The sequence below is a fragment of the Bifidobacterium choladohabitans genome (assembly GCF_016102005.1).
GTDB lineage: Bacteria > Actinomycetota > Actinomycetes > Actinomycetales > Bifidobacteriaceae > Bombiscardovia > Bombiscardovia choladohabitans.
In genome coordinates, this window is the sequence record NZ_JACFPL010000001.1 from 392888 (window position 1) to 412463 (window position 19576).

Annotated in this window: 19 protein-coding genes; 1 reads left to right on the top strand and 18 read right to left on the bottom strand. The window is 61.0% G+C overall.

Going from position 1 to position 19576, the window contains the following annotated elements; all coding sequences use genetic code 11:
* Positions 1-41 precede the first annotated feature (41 nt).
* The 3 genes from rpmJ to H3S97_RS01700 form a co-directional block, all read right to left on the bottom strand.
* Positions 42-155, bottom strand: a complete 114-nt coding sequence (gene rpmJ, locus H3S97_RS01690; RefSeq protein WP_015022330.1) for a 50S ribosomal protein L36 — start codon at positions 153-155, stop codon at positions 42-44.
* A 25-nt stretch (positions 156-180) separates the two neighbouring features.
* On the bottom strand, positions 181-399 hold the full coding sequence (gene infA / locus H3S97_RS01695; protein WP_198187441.1) for a translation initiation factor IF-1: 219 nt from the start codon (positions 397-399) through the stop codon (positions 181-183).
* Between the two features lie 184 nt (positions 400-583).
* Positions 584-1045 carry an Hsp20/alpha crystallin family protein gene (locus H3S97_RS01700; RefSeq protein WP_198182924.1) on the bottom strand — a complete coding sequence of 154 codons (462 nt, stop codon included), beginning with the start codon at positions 1043-1045 and terminating at the stop codon, positions 584-586.
* Positions 1046-1429: 384 nt separating this feature from the next.
* Between H3S97_RS01700 and gdhA the strand changes: the two genes are divergently transcribed.
* Positions 1430-2776, top strand: a complete 1347-nt coding sequence (gene gdhA / locus H3S97_RS01705; protein ID WP_198219441.1) for an NADP-specific glutamate dehydrogenase — start codon at positions 1430-1432, stop codon at positions 2774-2776.
* 89 nt (positions 2777-2865) lie between these two features.
* Here gdhA and H3S97_RS01710 read toward each other — a convergent pair whose 3' ends face one another.
* The 15 genes from H3S97_RS01710 to rplX form a co-directional block, all read right to left on the bottom strand.
* Positions 2866-5544: a glycoside hydrolase family 2 protein gene (locus tag H3S97_RS01710; RefSeq protein ID WP_198219442.1), complete on the bottom strand. Its 2679-nt coding sequence runs from the start codon at positions 5542-5544 to the stop codon at positions 2866-2868.
* A complete protein-coding gene (locus tag H3S97_RS01715) occupies positions 5541-8906 on the bottom strand; it encodes a DUF5107 domain-containing protein (protein WP_198219443.1) in 3366 nt (1121 codons plus the stop codon). The genes H3S97_RS01710 and H3S97_RS01715 overlap by 4 nt, the downstream gene beginning before the upstream one ends.
* A 284-nt stretch (positions 8907-9190) precedes the next feature.
* The gene (locus H3S97_RS01720; protein WP_198219444.1) at positions 9191-11203 is read right to left on the bottom strand and encodes an ABC transporter ATP-binding protein; all 2013 of its coding nucleotides are present in this window, start codon (positions 11201-11203) and stop codon (positions 9191-9193) included.
* A complete protein-coding gene (locus H3S97_RS01725; RefSeq protein WP_408610410.1) occupies positions 11196-13001 on the bottom strand; it encodes an ABC transporter ATP-binding protein in 1806 nt (601 codons plus the stop codon). The genes H3S97_RS01720 and H3S97_RS01725 overlap by 8 nt, the downstream gene beginning before the upstream one ends.
* Before the next feature lie 333 nt (positions 13002-13334).
* A complete protein-coding gene (locus H3S97_RS01730; protein ID WP_198177320.1) occupies positions 13335-13907 on the bottom strand; it encodes an adenylate kinase in 573 nt (190 codons plus the stop codon).
* Positions 13908-14153: 246 nt separating this feature from the next.
* Positions 14154-15482: a preprotein translocase subunit SecY gene (gene secY / locus H3S97_RS01735; protein ID WP_198177319.1), complete on the bottom strand. Its 1329-nt coding sequence runs from the start codon at positions 15480-15482 to the stop codon at positions 14154-14156.
* 184 nt (positions 15483-15666) lie between these two features.
* Positions 15667-16131: a 50S ribosomal protein L15 gene (gene rplO, locus H3S97_RS01740; RefSeq protein WP_045935711.1), complete on the bottom strand. Its 465-nt coding sequence runs from the start codon at positions 16129-16131 to the stop codon at positions 15667-15669.
* A gap of 2 nt (positions 16132-16133) precedes the next feature.
* A complete protein-coding gene (rpmD, locus tag H3S97_RS01745) occupies positions 16134-16319 on the bottom strand; it encodes a 50S ribosomal protein L30 (RefSeq protein WP_015022341.1) in 186 nt (61 codons plus the stop codon).
* Positions 16319-17080, bottom strand: coding sequence for a 30S ribosomal protein S5 (rpsE, locus tag H3S97_RS01750; protein ID WP_024626785.1), 762 nt, complete (start codon positions 17078-17080; stop codon positions 16319-16321). The genes rpmD and rpsE overlap by 1 nt, the downstream gene beginning before the upstream one ends.
* On the bottom strand, positions 17077-17448 hold the full coding sequence (gene rplR / locus H3S97_RS01755) for a 50S ribosomal protein L18 (RefSeq protein ID WP_029678064.1): 372 nt from the start codon (positions 17446-17448) through the stop codon (positions 17077-17079). The genes rpsE and rplR overlap by 4 nt, the downstream gene beginning before the upstream one ends.
* A 1-nt stretch (position 17449) precedes the next feature.
* On the bottom strand, positions 17450-17989 hold the full coding sequence (gene rplF / locus H3S97_RS01760; protein WP_198180436.1) for a 50S ribosomal protein L6: 540 nt from the start codon (positions 17987-17989) through the stop codon (positions 17450-17452).
* A 16-nt stretch (positions 17990-18005) separates the two neighbouring features.
* The gene (gene rpsH, locus H3S97_RS01765) at positions 18006-18404 is read right to left on the bottom strand and encodes a 30S ribosomal protein S8 (protein WP_024626787.1); all 399 of its coding nucleotides are present in this window, start codon (positions 18402-18404) and stop codon (positions 18006-18008) included.
* 80 nt (positions 18405-18484) lie between these two features.
* Entirely contained in the window at positions 18485-18670 is a 186-nt protein-coding gene (locus H3S97_RS01770) for a type Z 30S ribosomal protein S14 (protein ID WP_015022346.1), read from the bottom strand.
* A gap of 1 nt (position 18671) precedes the next feature.
* The gene (gene rplE, locus H3S97_RS01775) at positions 18672-19244 is read right to left on the bottom strand and encodes a 50S ribosomal protein L5 (RefSeq protein WP_198219446.1); all 573 of its coding nucleotides are present in this window, start codon (positions 19242-19244) and stop codon (positions 18672-18674) included.
* A complete protein-coding gene (gene rplX / locus H3S97_RS01780; RefSeq protein ID WP_015022348.1) occupies positions 19241-19576 on the bottom strand; it encodes a 50S ribosomal protein L24 in 336 nt (111 codons plus the stop codon). The genes rplE and rplX overlap by 4 nt, the downstream gene beginning before the upstream one ends.

The window sequence follows — 19576 nt, forward strand, 5'->3', positions numbered from 1 at the left end:
TGACTCAGCGCCTTTGGTGTTCGTTGCCGCTGGGAATCCGCTCAGCCCTGGCGCTGCTTGTGGCGTGGGTTTTTGCAGATCACCATGACGCGGCCGTGACGACGAATCACGCGGCAGTTCTCGCAGATTCTCTTCACACTAGGGCTGACCTTCATGGTTTTCCTTTGCTTGTGTACCTTGTTACTTGTACCGGTACGTAATCCGTCCGCGGTTCAGATCGTAGGGACTCATTTCGAGCACCACCCGATCCTGGGGCAGAATGCGGATGTAATTCTTACGCATCTTGCCGGAAATGGTGGCCAGCACCAGGTGCTTGTTCTCGAGCTCGACGCGGAACATCGCATTCGGGAGGGCCTCGACCACACGCCCTTCCATCTCGATCACACCATCTTTTGCCATAAGCCTTCTATCCGATCCTCGGCCGGTTACACAGCGCGCCGAAAGACACGCCAAATGGCAAGTATAGCATTGATAGACCCAAAATTGGGCAATAGCGTGTTGACACGACAAAAGGGCCGTCCGAACGGCTGCCGCTCAATCAGTATAGCAGTCGTTCAGGCGGTCCGATAAGGTCCCGAATTCCTCAGTCCTCGATGGCGATGTTCTGCGTGTTGTCAGCCGGCTCGATGCTGGTCTTGGGCAGGGTCACCTCAAGGGTGCCGTTGGCATAGTGGGCATGAATGTCCTCCTGGCGGACCTTGTCACCCACATAGAAGCTGCGGGAGCAGGACCCGGTGTAGCGCTCACGCCGAATCCACCGTCCCTGGTCATCCTTGTCGCCCTGGTCACTGTTCTTCTGGGCGGAGACAATCAGGTAGCCATCCTCCAGACGCAGACCGATGTCCTTCTTGTCGAAGCCGGGCATGTCGATGGCTAGCTGGTACTGTCCATCCTTCTCACGTACATCCGTGTTCATCAAGGGGCTGTTCAGCGCGTTCTTGGCGCTCTGACCCTGCCGGCGCCCGTCACGCCAGTTGTTGAAGAAGGGATCGTCGAAGAAGTCGCCGAAGATCGAATTGTTCATCAATGCGGGAAACATAGCCATAATCACATCTCCTGATTCTTTAAGTCATGGTTGCTGCGGACCGGTACCTCAGGTGGACATCCTGACCTGTCCACCCGGGCTCCCTGCCCTTCACTTTGTCCAAACCGCAGACCCCGGGTTCCATGCCCGATGTTCACCCAAGGAATAAAAGTTGAGTCATAGAGACTCAACTTTCGCTAGCGGCCTTGATTGCGCTTCCTTGTTCTCTCATTGTTCGGGCCTTTGAACGACCACATGTCAGACATTACGGGCCAAAATTCTTGTGACGTAACTTTGAGGCATTTACCATAGGATAAGATTCCGCCAGCCCCCGTAGGCTCTTGAGGGCGGACCCAATCGTTTGTGGACCGGACGGACCGGCCATTCCTAATCAAAGGAGCTCAGATGCTCACCAACGAATACATCAAGCGCGTATACCAGCAGGTTGAGAAGCGCGACGGCGACCAGCCGGAATTCCTGCAGGCTGTGCGTGAAGTTTTCTCCAGCCTGGAGCCCGTGGTGGAGCGGCATCCCGAGTATGAGGCCAACGGCGTTCTGGAGCGCCTGGTCGAGCCCGAGCGTGCAGTCAAGTTCCGTGTGGCCTGGACCGATGACCAAGGCCATGTCCAGGTCAACCGCGGCTACCGGATTCAATTCAATTCGGCCATCGGCCCTTACAAGGGCGGCCTGCGCTTCCACCCGACCGTGACCGAGTCGGTCATCAAGTTCCTGGGCTTCGAGCAGATTCTGAAGAATTCGCTGACGGGGCTGCCCATGGGCGGCGCCAAGGGAGGATCCGACTTCGACCCCAAGGGCCGCTCGGATGCCGAGGTCATGCGCTTCTGCCAGGCCTTCATGACTGAGCTGCAGCGCCACATCGGACAGTTCACCGACGTGCCCGCCGGCGACATCAACGTTGGATCGCGCGAGATCGGCTACCTGTTCGGCCAGTACAAGAGAATGCGCGACGAGTACTCGGGCGTGCTGACCGGCAAGGACCTGACCTTCGGCGGTTCCCTGGCCAGGACCGAGGCCACAGGATACGGTCTGTGCTACTACACCCAGGAAGCCCTGCAGACGCTGCGCAAGGATTCCTTCCAGGGCAAGACTGTCGTCATCTCCGGTTCGGGCAACGTGGCCATCTTCGCCACCGAAAAGGCCCAGCAGTTGGGCGCCAAGGTGGTGACGGCATCCGACTCCAACGGATACGTCTACGATCCCAAGGGGATTGACCTCGACGTCGTCAAGGACATCAAGCTGGGTCACCGCGGCCGAATTCGCGAGTATGCGGACCGCGTGGACTCCGCTGAGTACCACGAGGGCTGCAAGGGCGTTTGGACCGTACCCTGCGACATCGCCCTGCCCTGCGCCACGCAGAACGAAATCGACGGGGAATCCGCAAAGGCCCTGATGGCCAACGGATGCACCGTGGTCTGCGAGGGCGCCAACATGCCCTCCACCCCCGAGGCCATCCAGGTCTACCAGGATAACAAGGTGCTCTACGGGCCCGCAAAGGCCGCCAATGCCGGCGGCGTGGCAGTCTCCGGTCTGGAGATGAGCCAGAACTCGCTGCGCCTGCAGTGGACCTTCGACGAGGTGGACCAGCGGCTCAAGGACATTATGACCGGGATCTTCCAGAAGTCCTACCAGGCCTCCAAGGAATACGGGCATGAGGGCGACCTGATGCTGGGCGCCAATGTGGCCGGCTTCACCAAGGTGGCCGATGCCATGGTGGCCCAAGGCATCCTCTGAGATAGGACTCAGCCCATCCGGACAGAAGGGGCCCGACCTGCAGAAATTGCGGGTCGGACCCCTTATTGCACTTTGGCGGACAGCGGGACTCAGGCGACCAGCTGGTCGATGACCCCGGGATCGATCCGCTGGCGCGGGTTGAAGTCCTTGGAGCCCAGATACCGGTAGATGCTGGCCTGTAGGGCCCTGGCCTCAGGATATTCGGACAGATTCTGCAGGCCCATGGAGGAGAGCAGAAGCCGACCCCTGCCGCAACGGCATTCCAGCAGCTGCGTCATGGGTCGCAGGTAGGCGTAGCTGTCCATCTCGGTGATGATGGACTGATAGCGCTCGGGCAGGATGATGGCCCGCTGGGTGGCCATGGGCCACCACTGCCAGTCAGTGTGCGAGTCGGTCGGAAAATCTGCGAAAACAGGGTGGTCGGCCTGAATGAACTGCCCCATGGTGCCGCTCTGTTCCTTGAACGTTCCCACCGACCAGAAGTCCGTGGAGAAATGGGCCTGAACGGATCTGGGCAGGGACTGGGGTGTGGAGTCGGGACTCAGATAGACCGTGCCCCCCTGATCCAGGACCCGACGCGCCTGACGGTCGAACCTCCTGGCTTCGTACAGACCGTCTGGACGATCAGACTGGCTGTCCTGGTAGACCCAGACCGAATAGACGTTGGCCACGCCGTCGATCTCCAGACTCAGACGGCAGCGTTGGTTGCCTTCAACTCCGTCCAGAGGCAATTCGAAGGCTCCCAGATCGGTCAGCTTGCCCACCGGACAGGTGACCTTGCGGAAGACATGTTCCAGATCAACCCCCGGGCCCTGCAACCGCAGCCGCAGATCACCCCGAAGGGTGCGTCGGCCGTAGTTGGCCACCTTGACCGTCCCTGAAAGCTTCTCCCGGTTGGTATAGGCGTAACGGTCCATGACTGCCAGCGGCAACTGATCGGTGAAGAAGGACCGGAAACGTTCAGGACGGGCGAAGGGAAAGCGCTTGGGGTGCAGATGGGCATCCATCATGCCCACCAGAGCCGTGCCTTGTCCGGGAAAGTCCTGAAGACCCAGCAGCGAAAGCCCAGACATGGAAGGGGTTCGCAGGACGGACTCCACCTCCTCCCGGTAGCAGATTCGTGACAGTTCGCCTGTAGCGGCCACCCAATCCAGCCAGGTACGCTGGTCTAGGCCCGATTCACGAACCCTGTCACGAATCATTGCGTAATTGTCGGGACGGGTGACCCCGGTGAACTCCTCGATCTCCCGGAAGTCCGGCAGCACCTCATACTGGCCGACCTCGAATCCATAGACCGGAACCGTGCACTCTTTGCGGACTGCCTGCATGGAGTCCTCGAAATTGTGGGCAGTGCCCGGATGCACCGCATTGGTGGACCCACGCATGTCGGCGAAGCAGCAGCGCAGGTCATGGTCCTTGTAGGACTCTGAGGTGTAGACCTCGTTGCAGTCGTCACTGCCCAGCTGACCATAGTGCGGGTTGGAGGAGTTGGCATAGAGCCGGGTGTCGTCGATGCCCCGGGCATCCTCGATCAGCTGAGCCATGCGCTGGTGACCGGTCGCATCCGCAGACAGCTCGTTGCCCAGGGTGAGCATGACAAAGGAGGGGTGGTTGGCCAGGAAGAGCAGTGTCTGCTCCAGTTCGGTGCGATAGTAGCGGTAACTGACATCCTCCTGGAAGGCATGTTGGTGGTCCCAATGGGAGAGCTCGGGCTGCATCATCATCCCCATCCGATCCGCCGCGATGAAGGCCGCCTCGGGCGGGCAGTGCGAATGGAAGCGGACCACATTCACTCCGTATGACCGGTAGGCCTCCAGAATACGAATCCAGGAGCCCACGTCCATGGGCGGGAAGCCGGTCTGCGGAAACTCAGCGCAATTGGCCTCGCCACGCAAGAAGAAGGCCCTGCCGTTCAGCGCCAGTCTCCCCCGCTCATCGGCGGCGAAGTCACGGATGCCGAAGTCCGTGCTGACCCGCGAGAGCACCCTGGATCCGTCCGGTGTCAGGAGCTCGATTGTCATGCCATGCAGACAGCCCTGGTATTCGTCCCAGCGATCCGCCCGGGCATCAAGCTGCAGATCGGACCAGGTCAGTGTTCGCCGCCCGGGTTCCAGGTCCGCAGCGACCTCCAGAGGCTGGGCCAGCGCATCGGAAGAGAGCCTCAGGCGACCGTGGAATCCTTGTCCCGAATCCACATCGGCCTCTATGGTCAGCGCATCACCATGGGGGTAGGCACGAACCCTGTCCAGGAAGGTATCCTCCTCCACACGCAGGCCAATCTCTCCCAGAAGCCCGTTCCAGTTGGTCTGGGTGTGGTCGGTGGCGGTCGAGGAATCCAGAATGGCGTCGTGGGGCATGCCCTGATAGGCGTTGTCGGAATCCACCTGCAGCAGGTCATCGCCCGTCAGCAGCCCGGTCAGCTCGAAGACATGCGGCGTGTTCAAGGTCTGGGGGCGATAGGGCTCAACCAGACGTTCGCCCACCCTGACCTCCAGGCGGCGAGCGCGCTCCACCTCGAAGAAGATCCTCCGCCCCGGCTGCGGGGTCCATCGAATCTGCCGGGACAGCCTGACAGTCCCCTCGAAGGTGTGCCGCCTGGTCAGCCGAGAGCCGATGGGGCCGGGCTTGCCACTGCCATAGTCAGCAGACAGCTCCTGATCATCATGTCCGAGTCCGTTGGTGTCCAACGTGCCTGGCAGCAGGACGGTTCCCTGCAGTTCAGGCGGGGACTCAACACGCCAAGCACCGGTCAATGCCACCTTGGTCATGCCTTCCTCCCGGTAAGAATTGCCCTGTGGTCCAATTCATCAGTGAACAACCCGGCTTGAATATGGCCGGCATCCAGTTCCAGCACCTGCTTCAGGCACTCCCGCGCCTGATCGATCTGCCCTGTACCGATGCGTGCCAGGCCCATCAGGTAGAGGCAGTGGACCCGGTTCATGCGGGTATAGTCCGCATCGAAGGTCAGGAAATCGGGCAGGGAGACTGCGAAATAGTCCTTTTCCACATGGTCGTCCAAGTGCTGCTCGCCGAAGTCCAGCAGCCGGTAATAGCAGGCGTTGGCCGGACCCTGCTCGCCCAGGGCCTGGTGGGCCAGCCCCTGGAAGAGGACCATCTCGGCGGGCTGATCATTGTAATAGAGCGACTCCCCCACCTGCCCCGAGCCCAGGCAGGCCAGACGGAACTCCTGATCCGCAGCTTCCTGGTCACCTGCTGATCGTCTGACCAGCCCAAGGTAGTAGTGCAGATCGTTGTCCTTCTGACCTTCCAGTTTGCCTTCGCCCAGGTTCTCCGGATAGGTCATGGCTCGCTCCAGCAGGTCCGCAGCACGATCCCAATCCCGGACCGCCATGGCGTCCTTGGCCATCAGCGTCAGGGATATTCGGTATTGGGCGGTGATCTTGCCCTCACCACCCTCCCATGGGTGGAAGTGCCGACCACTCATCAGCCGATAGGCCCGTTCGTAGCTGCCGGTCTGGTTGAGCAGACTCAGGTATTCGATATAGAGATCGTCCCTGCGGGCCACAACCGATGGATGCTTTTCAAATTCCGTCAGCCGACGGGCAAAGCTCCAGCCCATCAGCCTATGGAGCTGATCCCGCTCCAAAAAGACCCGGGCGTCTTCGGGATCCAACCGGCAGGCGGTCTCGATTTCCTGATCGGCGGCCTGCCAATCGTGTCTTTTGTTGCCATAGGCGATGGCCAGGTTGCGGTGGACGGTGGCGAAGTCGGGGTCCAGTTGCCGGGAGTGCTCCCAGAGCTTGATGGCCCGGTCAGTCAGAGACTTGTCGTAGTAGAGGCAGCCCAGATAATAGGCTGCCTTGGGACCGTCGACCAGGGTCATGGCCGTGCGCAGGGGGGCGATATCATCCAGGGAATTGGGGAAGCAGTAGTCCGAAGGCGCGGCCTCAGCGGCTTGGAAGGCCTGAAGGGCCTGATCCTTCCGACCCAGCAGGTGCAGATACCAGCCTTGATAATACCGGACCATGGGCTGCTGCTGATCGGCCTGGCCCAGCAGCTGCAGCGCCTCCTCATAGGCGCCGAATGCCGCATAGTCTCGTGCCGTCCGCAGCAGGTTGAGGTAATCCCCGCGCATCAGGCTGGACAGCTCGTCCGGATCACCGCCTGCCAAGACCCGCTCGTAGCCGGATACGAAGTCGAACCGATCCAGGGCAAGATTCTCGCGGACCACTTGGTCCGCCTGATCCTTCCTGCCCAGCCGACGCAGCAGATAGGCCTTGAGCCCACGAGCCCTGATGTTGTCGGTGTTGCGGGTCAGGGCACGCTGGACGAAGTCCAGAGCCTGCTCCAGCTGGCCGCGACATGCCGTGATGCAGGCCAGACAGAAGAAGGCCCGTTCCTTTTGCGCATCATCCCAGGTAGCCTTGTAGAAGGCGTCGTAGGCCTGGTCCATTCGTCCCTGATAGCTCAAGGCGAGGCCCAGATTGTAATGGGCCTCGGAATCATAGGGTTGGCTGTTACGCCAGGTCAACCGCTTGATGGCCGTGCGGAAGTGCCGCTCGGCTCCGGCGAAGTCGCCGCGTCGAAGCAGGAGTCGGCCGTAGGCGTTGTTGATGCGGGCATCGCCCGGGTCACGCTTGAGCCCCTCCAGGTAGTAGGGATCAGGCCGGTAGGTGGCGTGGCGGTACTGTTCCAGGTGCAGACCGGTCAGCAGCAGTTCCTCGTTGGTGGCGATACGTTCCGGCCGATCGGCGGCCTGTGCCGGCTCGGGAATCCTTCCGCCGGCGGGCGGCTGTGGACGATAGCTGACCAGGAGCCGTCCTTGAGCGTCCTCCACCCGGGCTGTCAGCGCAGTGGCCGGACGATCACCTGTCTCGAATTCGGCCCTGACCTGATTGTCGGGGCCTAGGGTGCCCTGCCACTGGTAGAGGATAGATCCGTCATCTGCAGCGACTTGGACACGCGCATCCTTTTGAACCCGTGTGGCGTAGACGGTGACTCGCCCCTGCCCGGCCTTCAGCCCCTGGGCCTCGATCCCCTCATGCTCTCCGGCAGCTCCGAAGGTCTGCTCGGGGCCGACCTCCAGGTTCAGGGCCGCATCCACGCTGGCGTTCTTGACCAGCCCCACCTGCTTGTAGGGCATGAAGTACTGGGTGAAGGTCTTGCCCTCGTAGGGCTTGAGCCAGGTGAAGTCCGGCTGGTTGTCGGTGAAGACCCCGGTCATCAGCTCCACGTAGGGGCCGTCGGCATCGGTCAGATTGCGATCCCAGGCGTGGCCGAAGTCCCCGCAGCCCCAGGTCCACTGCTTCTTGCCCGGGGAGATGTGATGGTCAGCCACATGCAGAATGCCCGCCTGCCGGGAGAAATCGTAGCCGCCGACGAAGTCATAGTCCGAATGGGCAGCCATATAGGAGGTGGGCACCGGCACGTTCTTGTAGCGGCTGATATCCACTCCCTGGGAATAGTCGTGCTTGTAGTAGGTCCCCGTGGCGATGGGATAGCGGGAGACGTCGCGCTTGCCATGGTCCATGACCGCAGTGACATCTGGCGGCATGACGGTCCTGGTGTGCTCGTTGACCGCCACGGCCGGGTTGGCCCACCAGAGGAAGGACTGCGGCAAAGGCGTGCCGTTGTAGAGCCGGGCCGAGATTTCGATGACGCTGAGCCCGGGATGCAGGGCGATGGTCGTGGTGACCTGGGTGCCGTATATGCGGTCGGTATCATGGCAGACCACCGCCTTGCCACCGTCCGGTAGGTCCTTGAGCGTGCAGTCCACCGGGAGGAAGGTGCTGGGCCGGTGGTGCTGCGGCCAGTTGAACTCGATGCCGCCGGAAATCCAAGGGCCGGTCAGGCCCACCAGGGCAGGTTTGATGACCCGGTTGCGGTAGACGAAGTCATAGTCGTTGGTCTTGTCCCGGGCATACTGGATGCGTCCGCCCAGCTCAGGCAGGACGGTCACCTCCAGGTATTCGTTCTCCAGAATGACCGCCTTGTAGTCCTGATCCTTGCATTCATCCGAGATGGTCTCGATGACCGGGTAGGGATAGACCCGACCCGAAGAACCCTGGTAGACTCGATTTTCAATAAATTGCGGATTCTTGTCCGGTTTTCCGATTCCGTAGGTTGGAATCGTCAGCTCTGTGACTTTCACTGTGACGCCCATGGTCATCAGCCCCTTGTCTGCTCAGCAAAACTGTATATATTTGCTCTCAGTCTATAGTCGGAATCGGCCCTCAGAACTGCATAAATTGTTTGAAAATATTAAAAAATTGCTACTGAGTCCTATGACTGACCGGCACTTGTTCAGCTCGGGGCGACAGCTGAGAATGAACGGGGACATACACATGAAAGGGGGTCGGCCCATCAAGGACCGACCCCCTAGGCTGGCATTCGCCTTGCGCCGGGTCATACCTTTCGGCGCCTTCCTTTGACCTTCGGCAATCCCGGAGAACCCTACTCCAGTTCCAGGGCTCCGGTGTAGAGCTGGTAGTACTCGCCGTGTTTGGCTATCAGCTCATCGTGATTGCCGCGCTCGATGATTCGCCCGTGGTCCAGGACCATGATCACATCGGAGTTGCGAACCGTGGAGAGCCTATGGGCGATGACGAAGACCGTCCTGCCGCGCATCAGCGCGTCCATGCCCTGCTGGACCACCTCCTCCGTTCGGGTGTCGATTGAGGAAGTGGCTTCGTCCAGAATCATGGCCGGAGGATCCGCCACCGCCGCCCTGGCAATGGAAATCAGCTGGCGCTGACCCTGGGACAATCCGCTTCCATCACCTTCAAGAACGGTCTGGTAACCCTGGGGAAGCATGCGGATGAAGCTGTCGGCGTTGGTCATCCTGGCAGCTTCGATGCACTCCTGGTCCGTAGCATCCAGGCGACCATAGCGGATGTTGTCCAGGACGGTACCCGTGAAGAGGTTGACATCCTGAAGGACGATGCCCAGGGAGCGGCGGAGGTCAGGCTTGCGGATATTCCTCACATCGATCCCGTCATAGAGGATCTGCCCCTGCTGGATGTCGTAGAAACGGTTGATCAGGTTGGTGATTGTGGTCTTGCCGGCACCTGTGGCACCGACCAGCGCCACCTTCTGCCCGGGCTTGGCGAACCAGGTGATATCGTGCAGGACAGGCTTGCTCGGGTCGTATCCGAAGCTGACGTCGGTGAATCGCACATCCCCCTGGAGGAGGGTGTATCTCCCGTCAGGGGAGGTGATGGCCTGATCCTTGGCCTTCAGGGCCACATCACGGGCATCGCCGGGAAGCTTCATGGCGGCCTCCAACGAGCGCCTGCCGTCGTCATCCGCCTCGCGCTTCCAAGCCCAGTGCCCTGTTTCGTGATCGACTGGGGTCATGGTCCGTCCGTCCGAGGCCAGTTCGACACTGACCAATCTGACCGTACCCTGGTCGGACTCGGCAGGCTGGTCCATCAGGTCGAAGATCCGGGAGGCGCCGGCCAGGGCCATCATGACCATGTTGAATTGCATGGAGACCTGGCCGATGGGGTTGATGAAGGAGCGGGAAAGGGTAAGGAGGGAGACGATGGTTCCCAGGGTCAGCGGCCCCGCCCCGGTCAGTCCTACATTGCCCATGCCCGCAATGCCGGCCAGCCCACCGACGATGGCCAGGATGACATAGAGCAGGTAGCCCATGTTGCCCACGACCGGCATGGTGACGTTGCCGTAGGTGTTGGCCTGGGCCGAGGCCTGGAAGAGCTCCTCGTTCCTCTCCGCGAAGACCTTGGCGGTGGCATCCTCATGGTTGAAGACCTTGACGACCTTCTGCCCGTTGACGGCCTCTTCGACGAAGGCGTTCACCTGGCCCAGATAGCGCTGCTGGTGAACAAAGTACCGGCCGCTTCGGGTGACCAGAACCCGGACCACCACAATCAGGACCGCCGCGAAGACCAGGGTCAGGACGGTGAAGGGAATGGAGAGCCAGAGCATGGAGATCAGGGCCGCCAGAGCGGACAGGACCGAGGAGACCATCTGCGGGAAGGACTGGGAGATGGCCTGGCGGAGGGTATCCGTGTCGTTGGTGTAGCGGCTCATGGTGTCGCCGTGCTCATGGGTGTCGAAGAAGCCGATGGGCAGTTCCTGCTGGTGGGCGAACATCTGGTCGCGGATCGTCTTCAGGGTGCCCTGCTCGACCTTGACGATCAGCCAGTTCCAGAACCAGGAGCAGAAGGTCCCCACCGCATAGAGGCAACCCATCAGAATCAGGGTTCTCATCAGCGGTCCCCAGTCAGGGTTGTCGGCCCCGACCAGCGGCAGGATGTAGTTGTCGATAAGCGGCTGGAGGAAGAAGGCCGATGCCGCCTGGGCCCCGGCGCTGATGATGATGCAGACCACGATCACCGCCAGCTGCCAGCGGTAGGCCAGCAAGTAGCCTAGGATGCGACGGGTCGTCCCCGGCGCGGCCTTGTCCAGGCGGGGCTTGCGGTCCTTGAATGATCCGTCACTCATGGTCCTTGTCCTCCTCGCTCTGGTTCCTGGTCTGTGATTCGTAGATGGATCGGTACTCCTGACATGTTCGCAGAAGCTCCTGGTGGGTGCCCTTGTCGAGAATCCTGCCCTCTTCCAGGACCACGATCATGTCGGCGTCCTCCACGGAGGCCAGACGCTGGGAGATGATGATCTTGGTGGTGTCGGGAATCTCCTGACTGAAGGCCCGGCGGATCAGCTGGTCGGTCTTGGTGTCCACGGCGCTGGTCGAGTCATCCAGAATCAGGATGTCAGGCTTCTTCAGAAGGGCCCGTGCTATGCACAGACGCTGTCGCTGGCCGCCGGAGAGGTTGGTGCCGCCCTCGTCCAGGTAGGTCTGATACCCATCAGGGAACTCCCGTACGAAATCGTCGGCCTGGGCCAGGGTACAGGCTCGCACCAGCTCGTCGTCCGTGGCCTCAGGGTTGCCCCAGCGCAGATTCTCGGCGATGGTCCCGGTGAAGAGGACATTCTTCTGGAGCACCATGGCCACCTGATCGCGCAGGACGGTCAGGTCGTACTGACGCACATCCACCCCGCCCACCTGGAGGGACCCCTCTGTCACGTCATAGAGACGAGGAATGAGCTGAACCAGACTGGACTTGGAGGAGCCGGTCCCGCCCACGATGCCTAGGGTGGAGCCCGAGGGAACGTCCAGATTGATATGGCTCAGAACGGGGCGTTCGGACCGGTCCGAGTAACGGAAGGTCACATCCTGGAAGCTGATGGATCCATCGGCCACCTTCATGATCGGATTGGCGGGATCATGCACGGTGCTGACCTCGTTCAGCACCTGGCAGATACGCTCGGCGGAAGCCTGGGAGATGACCACCATGACCACGATCATGGAGACCATGTTCATGGCCATCATGATCTGGATGGCATAGGTGACCAGGGCGGTCAGATCGCCCGTGGTCAGCCCCAGGGCGGCGTTGTTCCCGGAGGCCACAATCTGGGAGGCGCCCATCCAGGATATGACCAGCAGAGAGGCGTAGATGCAGAAGTTCAACAGCGCCGGGTTCAGGCTCATGATCCGCTCGGCCTTGCAGAAGGCCCGGTAGATGGCCAAAGAAATCCCGTTGAATTTGCGCTCTTCGTAGTCCTCCCGGTTGTAGGACTTGACCACCCTGATGCCCTGGAGGTTCTCGTCCACCACATTGTTGAGGTGGTCGTAGGTGTGGAAGACGCGCTCGAAGATGGGGTGAACCAGCAGGGACAGGCCTATCAGCCCGAAGCCCAGGATGGGGATGGCAATCAGGAAGACCAGTGATATGGGCCTGGAGATCCTATAAGAAAAGAGCCAGGCCACGATGACCATGATCGGCGCCCTGACCCCGACCCTGATGACCATCTGATAGGCATTCTGCAGGTTGGTCACATCAGTGGTCAGCCTGGTGATGATGGATCCGGTGGAGAAGCGGTCGATGTTGGTGAAGCTGAAGGACTGCACCTTGGCGAACAGATCGCTGCGGACATTCTTGGCCAGGCCGGAAGAGGCGATGGCCGCATACCGTCCGGACATGAACCCGGAGAAAAGCGAGACGGCGGAGCAGGCCAGCAATATCAGCCCGAACTTGAAGATGGCCGGCATGGACCTCCCCGAGACCCCTTGGTCGATCAGGGAGGCCATGATGGTCGGGATCACAATCTCAAGGACGCTCTCAAGAAAGACGAAGGCCGGAGCCAGAAAGCTCGCCTTCCGGTATTCGCGCAGGGAGCGCAGGATGGTACGGATGGTATGCTTCGGACGCGCTGGTTCCTGTTTTTCCGATCTGACCACGGATGCAGTAGACCCCTTCAAGTGGACCTCTTCTGTTTCTGTACTGATTTCTCTATCTTTTACGGCCAATCACCGACATGCAATACCCTCGAAAGAGGGTCTGAATGCACCTAGGCTATCATCCTGTCCGCCAGGGTTGGGCGGACGGGTACGGATTTCCGCCCTCCACAAAAAGAAGCTGTCACGCCCCTTGGGGTCATGCAGCTTCTTTGCTCCAGTTGGTCTTGCCAGCGGGTCCTGCCTGTGTGCTCCGAACAGGCATGCGTGGCCCTGCTCATTGACCGGAATCGTTGATTGAGCCAGTGACAGACCCCTCGCCTGACAGGCTATGAATCAGCGCTTGTCCAACCGGGCGATAATCTCCTTGGAGATCTGGTCGACCTCACCCTGGCCATCCACTGCGACCAGAAGGCCACGGGACTTATAGGTGTTCAGCAGGGGGGCAGTCTCCTTGGCATAGATATCCAGACGCTTGGCGATGGCCTCGGGGGTATCGTCTGCCCGCCCCTCTTCCCTTGCCCGCTTGGCGATGCGCTGCATGAGCACGTCATGGTCGGCATCCAGGGCCACCACAGCCGTCAGCGGAGTGCCAAGCTCCTGGAGCATCTTGTCCAGCGCCTCGACCTGGGAGGCCGAACGGGGGTAGCCGTCCAGAATCCAGCCCTGGGCTGCGTCGTCCATGCCCAGGCGGTCCTTGACGATCTTGTTGGTCAGCTCGTCTGGAACCAGCTCACCCTTGTCGGTGTAGGCCTTGGCCTGCTTGCCCAGTTCGGTTCCATTCTTGAGGTTATAGCGGAAGATATCGCCGGTGGAAATGGCCGGAATCCCGTAATGCTTGCTGAGCAAGGCCGCCTGCGTGCCCTTGCCAACACCTTGAGGTCCCATGATCAACAGTCTCTGTGCCATTCCCTATCCTTTGCTCGATATTCTTTTGCTCTCAGCTCTCCGGCCCCAGACGGCCTTGGCCGTCTTAACCGCGCAGAACCCTCATTTACGTATGCTAGCGGCTACCTGGCCCAATACAGGCAGCACCCACTAAACCCATGCAAACAGTTTTCCTGACACATAAAGGCCGACCCCTGCCACCAAGGGCCGGGGCCGGACCTTCAAACTGTTTAGCCTGAAATCACTCACGGGTGTTCGGCAGAAAGGTCAACCTTCCTTGTGCTCACCCTCCAGCAGGAAACCGGTGTACTGGAACTGCTCGGTCTGGGCCCTGGCCTGTCGCAGGGTATCCAGGCCCACACCGGCGATGATCAGGATGGTGGTGCCGCCGAAAGGCAGCTTGGAGTTGATCTTCAGCAGCATGATCAGCACCGTGGGAATCAGAGCGACGAAGAGCAGATAGATGGCGCCAACCGTGTTCAGCCGATTCATCACGTATGACAGGTACCGGCTGGTGGCCCGTCCGGCCCTGATGCCCGGAATAAAGCCGCCATACTCTTTCATGTTGTCGGCCGTCTCATCAGGGTTGAAGGTGATGGACGTGTAGAAGAAGCAGAAGAAGACAATCATGACCGAGTAGAGCACGATGTACCAGACCGAGGTCGTGTTGGCCATGTTGGCATCGATCCACTTGACCCAGCTCTGATCGGAATTGCCGAACTGGGCAATTAGGGTGGGTATAGCCAAAATCGAGGAAGCGAAGATCGGGGGAATCACGCCTGACATGTTGATCTTGAGCGGCAGATAGGTGGAGGATCCGCCGTACATCTTGCGGCCAATCATCCTACGGGTGTACTGGACGGGAATACGGCGCTGAGCCAGTTCCACGTAGTCGACCAGAATCAGAATGACCAGGAGGACGGTCACGACAATGCCGAACTTGACCCAGTCGCCGTCCTTGCCGTTGGTCCCCCAACCGATGTTCCAGAGCTGGGGCAGGAAGCCGGAGCAGATGGAGATGAAGATCAGGACGGACATGCCGTTACCGATGCCCTTGTCGGTGATGAGTTCGGCCATCCACATAATCAGACCGGTGCCGCCGGTCATGATCAGAACCATGACCCCCATATTCCACCAGGAGCTGTCAGGGATGACATGCTGTTGGCAGGCACCACCGAAGAGCGCACCCTGGTTGGCCGTAACCAGAATGGTCGTGGACTGCAGCACCGCCAAACCAATGGTCAGATACCTGGTGTACTCGGTCAACTTGGCCTCGCCTGACTGACCCTCCTTGTGCAGAGCCTCGAAGCGAGGAATGACCACGCGCAGCAGCTGTACCACGATGGATGCAGTGATGTAGGGCATGATGCCCAGTGCGAAGATGGACAGCTGCAGCAGAGCTCCGCCGGAGAACAGGTTCACCAGGCCGATGAAGTCCTCATTGCCAGCCGTGGTGATGCACTTCTGCACGGCGGGATAATCCACGCCTGGGGTAGGTATGAACGACCCGATGCGATAGATGATGATGATGCCAAGGACGAAGAAGATTTTCTTCCTCAACTCCTTGGTCTTGAAGGCCTGGATTAACGTCCTCACCTAAGTTCCCTCCCTACGCGCCCGCGCGTTGGTCCCGGTGCATCGCACCTTCTTGCTCCGACCAGCTTAGCCGATGGCTCCGTCAAACCCGACGGCAACCAGGCCGGAAACGAGTTCCGGCCCCCGCCCGCTTGGAGCGGGGAGGGCCGGAATCATCTGCCTTGCGGTCTGTCCCCTGTGAGTATCAGTCCTCGGAGACGGACCCGCCTGCGGCTTCTATCTTGCTCCTGGCCGAAGCCGAGGCCTTGACGCCTTTGAGGGTGAAAGCAGCCTTGACGTCACCATCACCCAGGACCTTGACGGGGTGGCCCTTGCGGACCGCTCCCTTGTTGACCAGATCCTCGACGGTGACCTCGCCACCCTTGGGGAAGAGCCCTTCCAGAGCACCCAGGTTGACCACCTGGTACTCCTTCTTGAAGGGGCTCCTGAATCCGCGCAGCTTTGGCAGCCGCATGTACAGGGGCAGCTGGCCGCCTTCAAAGCCCGGACGGACCTGGTAGCGGGCCTTGGTGCCCTTGGTGCCACGACCGGAGGTCTTGCCCTTGGACCCCTCGCCACGACCCACACGGATGCGGTCGCGCTTGGCGCCCGGAGCCGGACGCAGGTCGTGCATCTGCAGGATGGTGGGCTCTTGCTTGTCGCTGGCCATAATCAGTCTGCCTCCTCTACATTCACCAGGTGGCGGACCTTGTCGGCCATCCCCCGGTAGACGGGGGTGTCCTCACGCAGGACTGACTGGCCGATCTTGTGAAGGCCCAGAGACCTGACATTCTCCTTCTGGCGGTCGGTGGCATGAGCCACGCCCTTGACCAGGGTGATCTTGATCTGCTTGGTCATCACTCACCTGCCTTCGACTGCTCGTCAGCCTTGGCCTTGGCCTCTTCGCGCTCCTTGCGCTCGTCGGCGATTCCGGCGGCACGTGCGCGCAGGAGGGAGTCGGGGGCGACCTCCTCCAGAGGCAGACCACGGCGTGCCGCGATCTCCTCGGGCTCCTCCAGCTGCTTCAGGGCAGCTACAGTGGCCCGTACCATGTTGACGGCGGTGGCCGATCCCATGGACTTGCTCAGGATGTCGGTGATGCCGGCGCACTCCAGGACGGCGCGGACCGGACCACCGGCGATAACGCCGGTGCCGGGGGCTGCCGGCCTCAGGAGAACCGTGCCGGCCGCGTCGTGGCCGATCACCGGGTGGGTGACGGTGCCGCGGATGCGGGGGACGGTGAACATATGCTTCTTGGCATCCAGCTGGCCCTTGGAGATGGCTGCGGGGACCTCACGGGACTTGCCGTAGCCGACGCCCACGGTGCCCTTGCCATCGCCCACGACCACCAGAGCCGCGAAGCTGAAGGTACGGCCTCCCTTGTGGACCTTGGAGACTCGGTTGATGGTCACGACCCTGTCGAGCATGTCGTCACGCTCATCGCGGTCACGACGACCACGACGGCCATCCCTGCGGCCGTCACGGGAACCGCCCCGACGACCGCCGCGGCGATCATCGTTCCGGTCGTTCCGGTCCCTTCTGCCACCCTGGCTGGACTGAGCGTTTGTGGAATCTTCAGTCACCTGGGTTGTTTCCTTTGTCGTTTCGTTGTCGCTCACAGTGCCAAACCTCCCTCACGGGCGCCTTCCGCAACCGCTGCGACCCTTCCGTGGTACTTGTTGCCACCACGGTCGAAGACCACGGTGGTGATGCCGGCCTTCTTGGCCTTGGCCGCGATCTGCTCGCCCACCTTGCGGGCAGCCTCGGTCTTGGTGCCCTTGAAGGAGCCGTAGTCCGAAGCCATGGTCGACTCGCTGACCAGGGTGACGCCCCTGGTGTCGTCGACAATCTGGGCGATCATGTTGCGGTTGGTCCGTGTGACCACCAGACGGGGACGCTCTGCCGTGCCGGAGACGCGCTTGCGCAGACGGGCATGGCGGCGCAGACGGGCGATCTTCTTGCCTTTGCCTAGTATCGAGACCGTCATATCACTTACCAGCCTTTCCAGCCTTGCGCAGGATGTGCTCGTCGGCGTACTTGATGCCCTTGCCCTTGTAAGGTTCGGGCGCACGCAGGGCGCGGATGTTGGCCGCGGCCTGGCCGACAGCCTGCTTGTCGATGCCGGAGACGACCACTTCGTTGGCGTTCGGCGTCTCGAAGGTGATGCCCTCCGGGGGGTCGACAGTGATGGTGTGCGAGTAGCCCAGCGAGAACTCCAGGGACTTGCCCTTGGCGACCACGCGGTAGCCGGTGCCGACGATCTGCAGGTGCTTGCTGTAGCCCTTGGAGACGCCTTCGACCATGGAAGCCACGATTGAGCGGCTGAGCCCGTGCTTGGCCTTGGTGGTGCGGTCCTCGTCGGCGGGGGTCATGATGATCTCATTGCCCTCGACCTTGCCGGTGATGCCCTCAGGCAGCGTGTATCCGTCCGAACCCTTAGGGCCCTTGGCGGTGAATTCCTGGCCATTGAAGGCCACCTCCACACCTGCCGGAACGGCGATGGGGAGCTTACCAATATGCGATGCCATGTTCAGCTCTCCTTTCTCACCATACGTAGGCGACGATTTCGCCGCCGATGCCCCTGTCGAGGCATTCCTTCTGGGTCATCAGTCCCGAGCTGGTCGAGATGATGGCGATTCCCAGCCCGCCCAGGGGCATGGGCAGGGAATCCGACTTGGCGTACCGGCGCAGACCGGGCTTGGAGACGCGCTTGATTCCCTGGATGGACTGGCGTCCATCGGGACCGTACTTGAGCGTGATCTCCAGATCCTGCCCGACGCGCGCTTCCTTGGCGCGGTAATCGGCGATGAAACCTTCGCGCTTGAGGATCTGCGCGATGTTCGCCTTGAACTTGGAGTACGGCATATCAACTGTTTCATGCTTGGCCGCACTCGCATTACGCAGACGTGTCAGCATGTCTGCGATGGGATCTGTCATTGTCATGTGGGCTTATGCCCTTCCTCGCCGTGGTTTCCGCCGCCGGGCAGCAAACTGCCGCGACCGCGGACCTTCAGCGTCGATCTTTACCAACTGGACTTCGTCACACCCGGCAGCTCACCGCGATGGGCCTTCTCACGAAGGCAGATGCGGCACAGGCCGAACTTGCGATAAACGGAATGGGGACGACCGCAGACCTGGCAGCGCGTGTATCCACGCACCTTGAACTTCGGCTTGCGTGCCGCCTTGTTTCTCAGAGCGGTTTTTGCCATATCAGTTCTCCTTGAAGGGGAAGCCCAGCTGCTTGAGCAGCGCCCGGGCCTCCTGATCGTTCTTGGTGGACGTCACCACGGTGATATCCATACCACGCTGGTGATCGATCTGATCGGGATCGATCTCGTGGAACATGGACTGCTCCGTGAGACCGAAGTTGTAGTTGCCCTGGCCGTCGAACTGACGGTCGCTGATTCCGCGGAAGTCGCGGATACGGGGCAGAGCCAGGGTGAGCAGTCGATCCAGGAACTCCCACATACGCACGCCGCGCAGGGTGGCGAAAGCTCCGATGGCCTGTCCCTCACGCAGGTGGAACTGCGCCACGGACTTCTTGGCCTTGGTGATCTTGGGCCTCTGGCCGGTGATGGCCGTCAGGTCCTTGACCGCGCCCTCGATCAGCTTGGAGTCACGTGCCGCGGCCCCCACGCCCATGGAGACCACGACCTTCTCGATCCTGGGCACCTGCATGGGGTTGGAGAACTTGAACTCCTTCTCCAGCTCGGGCACGATGCTCTCACGGTACTGCTGCAGCAAACGAGGGACTGCCGGTGCTTCAACGGTGGTATCGCTCATGACAGCTCCTTGCCTGACTTCTTGGCGAAGCGGGTGCGCACGACCTTGACCTTGCCGTCACGCGCCTCCTCCTTGATGTTCACGCCGATGCGGGTCGGCTTCTTGGTCTCCGGGTCGATGACCATCACGTTGGAGCGATGGATGGGCGCCTCGGTCGGGACGATGCCCGACTCCTGACCCTGCTGGGTGGCCCGCACATGCTTCTTGACAATCTGGATACCCTCGACGATCAGGCGGTCATTGGGCAGAATCCGCAGAACCTTGCCCTCCTTGCCGCGATCCTTGCCGCGGATGACCTTGACCTGGTCGCCTGTCTTGATCTTGGCTACCAC